Source organism: Paenibacillus chartarius (assembly GCF_042432825.1).
GTDB lineage: Bacteria > Bacillota > Bacilli > Paenibacillales > NBRC-103111 > Gordoniibacillus > Gordoniibacillus chartarius.
Map to the genome: position 1 here is coordinate 35,609 of NZ_JBHLWN010000081.1, position 10,610 is coordinate 46,218.

Here is a 10,610-nt window from a genome sequence, read left to right on the forward strand (position 1 = left end):
CAGCCAACGCAATAGAGCCAGTCTTGAAGAAGGGAATTAATTATTAGCCAAGTTTTCTGCCGTAGAAACAATATGTTCAAAAGACTGATTTAACTCAAACAGACTCATGGCCTGCAGGTCAGTATTGTGAGTAATCGTGTGAATGAAGCTTTCAAACTGTTTTACAGATGCTTGGATTGAGCTAAGTTGTTCTTTGATGATCAAAGAAGCTTCTTTCGATTTATCAGCCATCCGGCGAATCTCTTGGGCTACTATGGAAAATCCCCGACCCGCTTCCCCAACTCTTGCGGACTCAATAGCTGCATTCAACCCAAGCAGGTTTGATTGGCCGGCTACTTCTTGAACGAACTCCAGCGTTTTCCTGATCTTCTGGATATCTTCCACCATCGCCTGGGATACTGCCGAGAACCCCTTCATATCATTGGCCAAACTTTGAGAACCGGAAGATATTTGTACGGTTGTAGCAGACATCTTCTCCACAATTGAGAACAAATTAGAAGCCTCGTGCCGTATTTTATTTAGCATTTCGTTCGTTGTTGAAGCAGATATGACACCAATTACCGTTTTTCCGTCATCGTCAAAGATCGGTACAGCCGTTGAGAAATAAGGGAATCCGAACATTTCCGGTCCGCGTTCCTCCTTGATCAACTTCCCCGTTGTTAAGGCTTTATACGACACGCTTCCCTTAAACCGATCTACTGGCATCCCTTTGTTGTTAAAGGAGATTTTATCGGAAGATAATGACTCCAGAACAATTTTATCATCTGCTAAGAGCATAGCAGCCCCATCAAAAAATAAATTCTGAATGGCAGTTAAATTTTCCAGAAAAAATGCTAGTCTTGGATGCATGTTCTCTTTACCTCGTCTCAAATAATATCTCAATTTGATCAAGGTTTCGATATTAAACGTCAAATCCCTTCAAAATTCGATCTTGACATTGATTGAATTGCCGGCAACCATTTCACTGAGCGGTTATTTCAAATGGTTCCGATACAATCGTATTCAACTCAGCGATATAGGTTTATCCACGGATAAGCTGCTTCTATCTATTCATAAAATGAAAAAGAGACTCAACGAAACCGAGTCTCTCATAGCTGTTATTTGCCTCGTCTATCCATTACAACAAACTCATAGCAATTTTGATGACGACCTTGCGGATCCGTTCTTCGCTTGCCGCCATGACACCGGGACGATGGACATCCGTTGGGTAAAATACCGCGAACATGCCGGGCTTCAGCAGCAAATCCGTCTCGTCCGTCAAGTTGCGATAAAACACGATATCCCGATTCGCCAAATCGTCCTCCAGCACCTCGTTAGCTTCGTTCTTCTTCCCCACGCCGATGATTTCCGTTCCGCTCACCAAGTACTGAATATCCAAATATTTGCGGTGAGATTCCGGCTTTCGTTCCGATTTCGGGCCTGTGTTCATTTCCTGCACGAGCGCAAACATGTCATCGCCTTCGATGCTGTATTTCCCGAGCTCCATTCGGCTAAAATCTTGGCTTCTAATATACTCGAGCCCTCTGCGGACGGCCGCGGGGTATGTATGCTTTTCCTCTTCGAAAAGTCTAATATCGCTGAAAATCATAACGGTTCAATCCTCTCATAGATCGTTGTTACTTATCTTATCACAATTTTATCCCAAAAAATAGAAAAAGGAGCACCTTCTCTCGGGGCGCTCTCTAGCTATAGAATAATTCACCGGAAAGAATAAGTCTATTCTTTTTTTCGGTTTCCCGGTATATTGTTGTTGCTGCTTCCGCGGGCCAGCAATATATGGAAAGGAAGCGTACAATGCCATGTCCAGCGAACATTCTGCTCCACATCGGCAGCCGCAAGTAAAATCAATCACCATCAGCCTATTGTTGGGACTGATCCTAGCCTCTCTAGACCAGACTATCGTATCCACGGCCATGCCGACCATCATCAATCAATTAGACGGATTATCCCTTTACAGCTGGGTTTTCACGGTCTATATGTTAGCTTCGACGGCGACGATCCCGGTTTACGGGAAAATGGCGGATGTATTCGGCCGCAGAAATGTGTACGTAATCGGCTTATCCCTCTTCCTGACCGGTTCCGTGCTTTGCGGATTCGCGGGAAGCATTACGCAATTGATTGTCTTCAGAGGAATTCAGGGATTGGGCGCCGGCGCCTTAATGCCAATCGCATTCACCATAGTCGGGGATCTGTACCCGCCGGAATCCAGAGGGAAGTTCATGAGCTTGTTTAGCGCCGTGTTCTCGATTTCCAGCATTCTCGGACCCGCACTCGGCGGACTGATCTCCCAACACTTAGGCTGGGGCTGGATTTTCTTGATCAACCTCCCGTTGGGGGTTCCGGCCATTTGCTTGATGGCTGCTTGGAAAGAAACCAAGCGTTATACAAGAAAACCTTTCGACTGGGCCGGAGTCGTCTCGTTCACCATCTCGATCGTCTCTCTTTTACTGGCGCTCGTTTTCGGCGGGGATTCCTCAGGGAGCTCCGGTCATAGCACTTTCGTTTCGCCCAGCGTTATCGCCTTGTTCTGTCTAAGCGCCCTCTTTCTTGCTTTGTTTCTGTGGATCGAGACGAAAGCGACAGAGCCGATGCTTCCGCTTCACCTGTTCAAAATCCGCGTCATCGCTTTCGGCAACGTTGCCGGATTTTTTATGAGCGCCGGTATGTTCGGTGCCATTACGTTCATTCCTCTGTTTGCCCAAGACGTGATGGAAGTGAGCCCGACCTATGCCGGCTCCATCCTGATCCCGCTGATGCTGTCCGTAGTCGTGACGACGACACTCGGCGGCAAGCTCATGAGCAAGGTCTCGTATCGGGCCATTCTCGTTCCCAGTCTGGCTCTGATGGCAATCGGATTCGGGCTGCTAGGCGGGATGACGGCTGATACGACTCCGCCGCAGCTGGTATTGTACATGATCGTTACGGGCCTGGGCATGGGTGCGGTTTATCCGGTCATCGGAACTGCTGCCCAAAGTGCTGTGGGGCCTACTTACCGAGGTGTCGCCACCGCATCATCCCAATTATTCCGCTCTATCGGAGGAACCATTGGGGTTAGCGTGCTGGGCAGCTTGTTGACACAGCGAATCGGATCTGGCGTAAACGAATTGGTCGATAAAATGATACTGGGCGATGCCCTGAATGGCATCTTCCTCCTAGGGCTCGGCTTTGTCATCATCGCTCTGATTGCCTGCATCTTGATGGGAAATGCCAGACTAGTTCCGAAGGTTAACAATGTGAAGCAGATGCCGTGAAAACTGCATGAAACCGCACTCGCGGTGCAATGGCCTGAAGACGGCCCTGTCGGCGACCCTTATACACCTTTAACCGTCGCCAGCGGCCTGCATTTGGCCACTACGTGTGCGAGGCCCGCCCCGACGACGCTTTCTATGGGAGGCCATTGACGCAGCTTATGTACACTGACTATCCCTGCAGACAAACGCATATTCCGGCATGCGTTCTCCCCCCGGCTTGACCGTTCATTTTTAGTACTGTATAGTAGCAAATATGAAAAAGAACCCATCACGTCTGTCCAACAAGGAGATCGTGCTTCAGACGGCTGCGTCGCTCTTCCTGACTCGCGGATATCAGCTGACGAGCATGGACGAAATTGTCGCCGTAAGCGGCGTCTCGAAGACCAACATCTATTATCACTACAAAAACAAAGTAGAACTGTTACTCGCCATCGTTGATCGATTCATCGATCGTTACGATCGGCAAATTTCGCTGGTGTTGTCGCAGGACGATTGGTCCATTCCGGATCGCTTGGAACGAATGCTCCGCCTGTTCGCCGACCAACAGGAACAGCAGGACATTCTGGGGGGCTGCCCCTTCCTCACCCTGTATACGCAAACCGCTCACGACTCCCCGGAAGTCGCGGCGAAGATCAAAGCGTTCTTCGACCGCCAATTGAGCGGGGTCGAACGCATGCTTGAGAATGCGAAGAGCAGAGGTGAGCTCCCTGCGGATATGCCTGCGGCGGCCGCGGCCGCACTGATCGTGTCATCCGTCGAAGGCGCGCTGTTCGTCGCTAAAGCCAGCGGACGTCCACAGCTGCTGGAGGAGCTGTATCTAGGTCTGGTTTCCATGCTTATGCTTAAGCTTTAATCGCTTAGGCGCTTTTTTCGGATTAAATAGTACTAATCAGTACTAATTCCAGTATCAAGGAGGACTTCATAATGAAAATTTTCCTAACTGGAGCAACCGGCTTCATCGGAAAGGCCTTGTTGGCCACGGTAACATCACAGGGGTATGAGGTGTATGCGCTGGTGCGCGATCTGCCACGCTTCCGCCAGGCGGTCGCGCAGCTGCCGTTAAGCGTATCGCAGGCGGTCGTGCCGATCGCCGGGGACTTATCACAACCGCGCCTGGGCTTGAGTTCGGCCAATTATGAGCGTGTCTCTGACACCGACATGATCATACATGCGGGCGGTCCCATGAACATTCGCCTGGGCGCAGCGGAGGCGGAGCGTGCCTTCCTTCATCCGGCGAAGGAGCTGGCCGAATTGGCCGTGCGAATTCATCGGAACAAAGGGCTCAAGCAATTTATCCATCTCGTCGGGTTCATGAGTCCGTACGACGAAGCGAACGCGCTGACGGACCAAGACGCTGCACTCGGGCATGCCCCGCCGTACGAACGTTCGAAGTTTCAAGCGGACGCCTACCTTCGGCAAGCGCTCTACCAGCACTCGATCCCGTTGTCCACGGTCAATCCGAGCGTCGTGATCGGCGACTCCTTAACCGGGATGACGGAACAGCTCGGAGGACTCGGGATCTTGGTCGACGCCGTGCGCAGAAATTTGATGCCCCTCGTACCCGGAGGAGACCGTTACTGGCTTCCAATGGTGCACCTGGACCATGTCGCTTCCTTTGTCGCCAACCTCGTTAGCACGGAAAACATCTCCAGCGATACGTATTACTTGCTGGATCCCCGGAGCGGCAGTCCGACCATGCGCGAGCTGATCCGCACCATCGCGACCGAGCTGCGGACGATGCAGCCGATCGGCAGCGTGCCGCCGAGGTTGTTGAAAGCGGCCCTTGGCGCAGGCATCGGGGAACGGCTTGGCATTCCCTCAGAATCTTTAAACTTCATCGTGGATCGGGACTTCCCGGTTCGCTCGAAGACGGACATCGAGGAGAAGCATGGAGAGCGCACCTCTTTGGCGAAGGACACCCTTCCTTTCGTTATCGCCGATCTGGACTATCGGTTAACCCACCCTCAATCCGCAGTGCCGGAACCGTTCATGCAGAAGCGAAGATCGAAGGTCGTCACATTGGAACGAGAAGGAGAAGGGCCGCCGGTCGTGCTGCTGCACGGCGCGTTCAGCAGCGCAGACCGGCTCGTCCCTGTTGCCGAGCGGCTGAACGGTCATCGGACAATTCTGATAGACTTGCCGGGATTCGGCCGATCGCCGGTCTCGCGCGGCTCTTCTTTGATCGAGGACTGCGTGGAAGCCGTAACCGCGCTCATTGCCCAGCTGGAGGAGCCGGTCGTCTTGGCCGGTCATTCGTTCGGCGGACTGATCGCCGCGAAGGTCATGGAGCGTATCGAGCCCCGCATTCGGAAGCTGGCGCTGCTGCAGCCCGTTCTGCACCCTTTATCGCTGAAATATAGGTCTTCGGCTCTCACCGGTACGATCTTAAAGCGGTTGAAGTCGTCCGCTTTCGGAAGCGAGCTGCGTAAGGGCGGCGATTTCCCCGAGGGGGGAGAGCTGATGGAAGGGTACGTCGCAGCAACGATCCGCGAGCTTCGATCGCCGCGCATCCGCCATACGAACGCGTGGGCGATGTCGCTCCTCACGCGAACCCGCTCCTTCGAGCTGCGGCCGGAAACCTGGAATCGGGACAAGGTGCTGATGCTGCGGGGCGAGCGGGAACGCGCGTTTTTTCTGCCGGAACCGTTCCGGCGCTTCGACATTCACTCGCTCCCTTATGGTCACCAATTCCCGATCGAAGCTCCGCTTCCAACGGCGGATTGGCTCCGAAGCGCGATCCTTTCGTAGGCTTCCGCAGCGGAGCCAGGCTCATTGTCCGGAATATGCTATGCAGGTACAATGATTATGCAAACCTTACCTGAAGGAGGCCGGCACAATGACAATGATTTATCGCTGCGCTATTTTGGACGATTACCAGCAAGTCTCCTTATCTATGGCAGATTGGTCGCGGCTTGACGGGAAGCTGGATCTGCGTGTCTTCTCCGAGCATTTTACGAATGAAGACGATCTTATCGCCGCGATCCGTGACAGTGAAATTGTCGTCATTATGCGTGAACGCACGCCTTTCCACGATGCTCTGTTTCAGCGTCTCCCCAGCTTGAAGCTGCTCGTAACGACGGGAATGAGGAACGCATCGGTCGATTTGGCTTCCGCACAAAGGCATGGTGTAACCGTATGCGGCACGGGCGGCGGCGGCGAAGGAACGACAGAGCTGACTTGGGCGTTACTATTAGGTCTGGCCAGACATCTCGTTCAAGAGAACGAGGCCCTGCGGTCGAACGGCCCGTGGCAGCGTACGATCGGCACTGATTTGTTCGGCAAGCAACTCGGCCTGTTAGGGCTCGGACGTATCGGAAGCAATGTCGCTCGTATCGGCAATGCGTTCGGGATGAAGGTTGTCGCCTGGAGTCAAAATTTAACCGGCGAAAGGCCGAAGCTGCAGGAGCCCAATTGGCCTCATCGAAAGAGGAGCTGCTCGCGAGCAGCGACTTTGTTTCGATTCACTTGGTTCTTAGCGAACGTACCAGAGGGCTAATCGGCCGGAGCGAACTGAAGCGAATGAAGCCCACTGCCTACTTGATCAATACGTCCCGCGGACCGATCATAAATCAGGAAGCTCTTCTGGAAGCGCTGAGCCATCGGTGGATTGCCGGGGCTGGTCTGGATGTATACGATATCGAGCCATTGCCTCACAACCATGTGCTGCGTTCGCTTCCTAACGTGCTCGCCACGCCGCATATCGGTTATGTGACCGAATCCAGCTATCGGGCGTTCTATCAGGGGGTTGTAGAGGACATCGAGGCTTACTTGGCAGGGACGCCGGTTCGTGTATTGAGCAATGGCTAGAAGTAACATTTGACTGCAATCGCTCTCATATCCTACACTTTGAGCATTTAGGAAACCGGGGAGCGAACCGTTGTGAGTCTTCAAGAATCCGCTTTACCTTCATGGAAGAAACTGAGTCTATTCGCAGTCACTTGGCCGATATTCGTCGATATGGTGCTGCGCATGATGCTGGGCTCGGCCGACGTCTTTATGCTCAGCCGCATCTCCGACCAAGTGACGGGGGCGGTTGGCCTCGCTAATGAAATCATCGTCTTTTGCATTCTGATGTTCGGCTTTGTCGGAATCGGCACCAGCGTCGCCGTCACCCAATATCTCGGCGCCGGACGGGCGCAGGATGCGAGCCGCATCTCCGCTCTGGCCATCACGGTCAACGGCTTGTTCGGTATCGTCGTGAGCCTGCTCCTCTTCTCCTTCGGCGAGCCGATCATGCGTCTGATGAATCTGCCTCAGGATCAGATCGCCATTGCCGTGAAGTATTTAAGTCTGATCGGCGCATTCATATGGGTTGAGGCGCTGTCGAATGCGATTTCTTCCGTCATCCGCTCTTACGGGTACACCAGGGATGTCATGTATGTGACGCTCGGCGTCAATATCATCCATGTCGCCGGTAATTTCCTGCTGATCTTCGGCCATTTCGGATTTCCCGAGCTTGGCGTAACGGGAGCGGCGGTCTCAACGGTCGGCAGCCGGCTGCTAGGACTGGCAGTGCTGTTTATTTTCCTATACCGGCGCATTACCGTTCCGATTCGCTGGAAGGATTATGTATCCATTAAAGGTCAGCACCTGAAGCAGGTGCTCAGCGTCGGGCTTCCGGCTGCGGGCGAGCACCTCTCCTGGCAATCGCAGCACATGATGATCGTCAGCTTTATTAACCTAATCGGGCAGGCTGCGTTAAGCACCCATGTCTATGTCATGAACATCTCCAATTACTACATGGCGCTTGGCATGGCGATCGGTGCGGGTACGGAAATCCTCATCGGCCATATGGTCGGTGCGGGGGAGTACAAACTGGCTTACCGAAGATTGCTGCGAAGCCTCCGCTTCTGCTTTCTTGTGACCTTCGGGATCGTCGGGGCCGCTTCGATATTCCGCGAGGGTTTGCTGGGGCTGTTTACCGCCAATCCGGAAATTATCGCGATCGGCTCTTCCATCCTGCTGCTCTCGATCATCCTGGAGCCGGGCCGCACGTTTAATCTTGTCGTTATCAACTCGCTGCGCGCCGCGGGAGACGCCAGATTCCCTGTATTGATGGGCGTCTTGTCGATGTGGGGCGTCGCCGTGCCTCTCGCTTATTGGCTCGGCATTCGGATGGAGATGGGGCTGCTCGGCGTATGGATCGCGTTTACAGCCGACGAATGGATCCGGGGTCTGCTGATGCTGCTCCGCTGGCGAAGCCGCGCCTGGGAGCGCAAAGCACTGGTGAAGCCGCATTCCTCTGCAACAGCCAGTGCAGGCTGAAGAGAGAAATATGAAAAGCCGTGACCGCAGTGAAGTGCGGCACGGCTAATTTGTCTATTTTACAGTATTGTCGACACCGAATATGCAACCGATATGAACAACGCGCTAAGCGCATAGCAGACAACGCCCATGGCCGCCAAGCGCTGCACTTTGGCTGCTCGAAACCCGATATAGGCGATTCCTCCGGCATCGAGTAACAAATATATCGGAACTGACGTATGAAACGGAATATGAAACCAAGCTGAAATCCCTAGCCATACGAATCCGAGCAGAATCCCCGCCCCAAAAAATACCACGTGCTGTTTTTTGATCATCTGTGCATCCCCCTGAAGCTGTATCTGGCTGTATTGACCAATTTTGCGGAGTCTCCACTTGCTGGAGCGTGAAAGCACGCACTACCTCTTAGGTATCGTTACTGCCGAATTGTAATATCTTAGCCAATCGCAGAAGAAATGCATTTTATACAAATAATCCGCAGCCATCCCCCAGCCGCCTGCCGCTTGGAACTTTTCAGAGGACACCACTTTTTGAATCTCCCAAGAATGCTCGTACAGCGATTGCAGGAAGGCTTGCTCGGTCTTCGGCTTATGTAAATCGGTCCCTCTGGACAGCACGACCTCTTCGATGATGACTCCGCGGTAAAACGGCATGACATCGACGCACTGCCCGCCGGCAAAATCGCGATAAGCCAGCCCTGTATATTCATAAGGAAGCCAGAACAGATTCGTTACCCCATCCGGTAATTTTACCGTATAGGCCATCCCCATATTTAACGCGATCGGGTTAGGATAATTAATTATCGATTTGGACTGGATATGGTGCCATATTGATTCAAGAAAGTTCATGCAAGCTCTTCTCCCCGATCATTGAAATCGATTTCGTATTCGGAATCCGTTATGAGTCTACTATAACGTATTTGACCTGGATCGGGAATGGGGGCGAAGACTGTAAAAACAAGGCAACCGCTAGAAGGAAACCTCTTGATCCAAAATGACTTCCTTAGGAGGCATCTCCAACGGATGAGCATACGGAATCAAGGCAAACTGTGAGAACCATTTCTGCGGACGCTGTACTCCTGCCCCCCGTTCACCTCTAATAACAAATGCGGGAAAATGGGGCCGATACTTTCATCCAGTTGACATCGATTGATTTCGAGAAACACGATACTTCCATGTTCATGCTGCATGGCATGCGTCAGCTCGTACTCGAAGCCATCTACTACGGATGTTTTGAGCAGCGGCAGCACAGTCAGCAATTTGCCCGGTCCATCGGGCCGAGCAGGGGTGTTACGTTCAGCAAGACTTTGAAAGATCCAGTTCATTTGAGAAATGTCCATGTTGAAATCGGCAGCCCATTGTTATAGCTTTGATCTCATCATTGTATTCATTTGGGATTATGCGCAGCTCGCTCCACGACATGGTAACGCCTCGCTTTCAATTACTTGGAATGGCAGCCGATTTTGGATTAACAACCGACCAATAAATCATCGTTGTACTGTCTACGGTACTTTCATTGTGGAGCATTTCAAAGAACTTGTTCATGTTAATTCTGCCTTGCAGAACGTCCGCTATTCCATTTAATCCATACCCAGTATCCAAAAATCCATCGGTAATCATTATGATTTCGCTAGTCCCTGATCGCAGCTGCCTTCGTCCTGAAGAGTAGCAAGGAACGGAAAGCTCAAAGGTGTTAACCCTGCCAATCCATTCGTAAAAATTCCGTTGATTGAGCATGGCTTGTCCCCAGCGTGCCAGCTCCGCGTGCGATAGAAATAACATACAGTCTCCAACGGACAGCCACCACACGTAGTTCTCCTTGCGCAAACAGATCAAGCAGGAAGCTTCCCCTTGTAATCTCCTGCACTCGGACAAAAACGGCTCCGATGTAAATATATCGAGGATCGATCGCTCAATTAGCTGAAATGCTTGAGAGGTTGGACATGATAGAATGTTCCATAACGATTCTCGATGTGTGGGCTATCCAGGTATGAGGATTCGGATCCGATCCAACTCTTTCTGGATTTCTGAGCATGCTGAGGCTGTAAAATTCTTTGTGTAAACTCTCAAACCTATTAAAATGGAATTAATAGAAAGG

General features: G+C 52.1%; 10 protein-coding genes and 1 pseudogene. 5 read left to right on the forward strand and 6 right to left on the reverse strand.

Features of this window, described 5'->3' with window-relative positions; genetic code table 11:
* Positions 1-36 precede the first annotated feature (36 nt).
* Complete coding sequence (locus ACFFK0_RS22125) at positions 37-849, reverse strand: methyl-accepting chemotaxis protein (protein WP_377472537.1); 813 nt, start codon at positions 847-849, stop codon at positions 37-39.
* Between the two features lie 268 nt (positions 850-1,117).
* The gene (locus ACFFK0_RS22130; protein WP_377472538.1) at positions 1,118-1,588 is read right to left on the reverse strand and encodes a NanQ anomerase/TabA/YiaL family protein; all 471 of its coding nucleotides are present in this window, start codon (positions 1,586-1,588) and stop codon (positions 1,118-1,120) included.
* 211 nt (positions 1,589-1,799) lie between these two features.
* Here ACFFK0_RS22130 and ACFFK0_RS22135 point away from each other — a divergent pair, with 211 nt between their 5' ends.
* The 5 genes and pseudogenes from ACFFK0_RS22135 (at position 1,800) to ACFFK0_RS22155 (ending at position 8,516) form a co-directional block, all read left to right on the forward strand.
* Complete coding sequence (locus tag ACFFK0_RS22135; protein ID WP_377472539.1) at positions 1,800-3,251, forward strand: MDR family MFS transporter; 1,452 nt, start codon at positions 1,800-1,802, stop codon at positions 3,249-3,251.
* 253 nt (positions 3,252-3,504) lie between these two features.
* Positions 3,505-4,104 (forward strand): TetR/AcrR family transcriptional regulator, encoded by a 600-nt coding sequence (locus tag ACFFK0_RS22140; protein ID WP_377472540.1) that lies wholly within the window; start codon positions 3,505-3,507, stop codon positions 4,102-4,104.
* A gap of 71 nt (positions 4,105-4,175) precedes the next feature.
* Positions 4,176-5,999, forward strand: a complete 1,824-nt coding sequence (locus ACFFK0_RS22145) for an alpha/beta fold hydrolase (protein ID WP_377472541.1) — start codon at positions 4,176-4,178, stop codon at positions 5,997-5,999.
* A gap of 145 nt (positions 6,000-6,144) precedes the next feature.
* Positions 6,145-7,058: pseudogene (locus ACFFK0_RS22150) on the forward strand (D-2-hydroxyacid dehydrogenase family protein).
* A 72-nt stretch (positions 7,059-7,130) separates the two neighbouring features.
* A complete protein-coding gene (locus ACFFK0_RS22155) occupies positions 7,131-8,516 on the forward strand; it encodes an MATE family efflux transporter (protein WP_377472542.1) in 1,386 nt (461 codons plus the stop codon).
* 59 nt (positions 8,517-8,575) lie between these two features.
* Here the strand turns inward: ACFFK0_RS22155 and ACFFK0_RS22160 are convergent, their stop codons facing one another.
* The 4 genes from ACFFK0_RS22160 to ACFFK0_RS22175 all read right to left on the reverse strand — a co-directional run bounded on the left by ACFFK0_RS22160 (position 8,576) and on the right by ACFFK0_RS22175 (position 10,321).
* Positions 8,576-8,830 (reverse strand): hypothetical protein, encoded by a 255-nt coding sequence (locus ACFFK0_RS22160; protein ID WP_377472543.1) that lies wholly within the window; start codon positions 8,828-8,830, stop codon positions 8,576-8,578.
* Between the two features lie 81 nt (positions 8,831-8,911).
* Positions 8,912-9,361: a hypothetical protein gene (locus ACFFK0_RS22165; RefSeq protein WP_377472544.1), complete on the reverse strand. Its 450-nt coding sequence runs from the start codon at positions 9,359-9,361 to the stop codon at positions 8,912-8,914.
* 188 nt (positions 9,362-9,549) lie between these two features.
* Entirely contained in the window at positions 9,550-9,852 is a 303-nt protein-coding gene (locus tag ACFFK0_RS22170; protein ID WP_377472545.1) for a hypothetical protein, read from the reverse strand.
* Positions 9,853-9,949: 97 nt separating this feature from the next.
* Positions 9,950-10,321 (reverse strand): hypothetical protein, encoded by a 372-nt coding sequence (locus ACFFK0_RS22175; RefSeq protein ID WP_512700677.1) that lies wholly within the window; start codon positions 10,319-10,321, stop codon positions 9,950-9,952.
* Positions 10,322-10,610 lie beyond the last annotated feature (289 nt).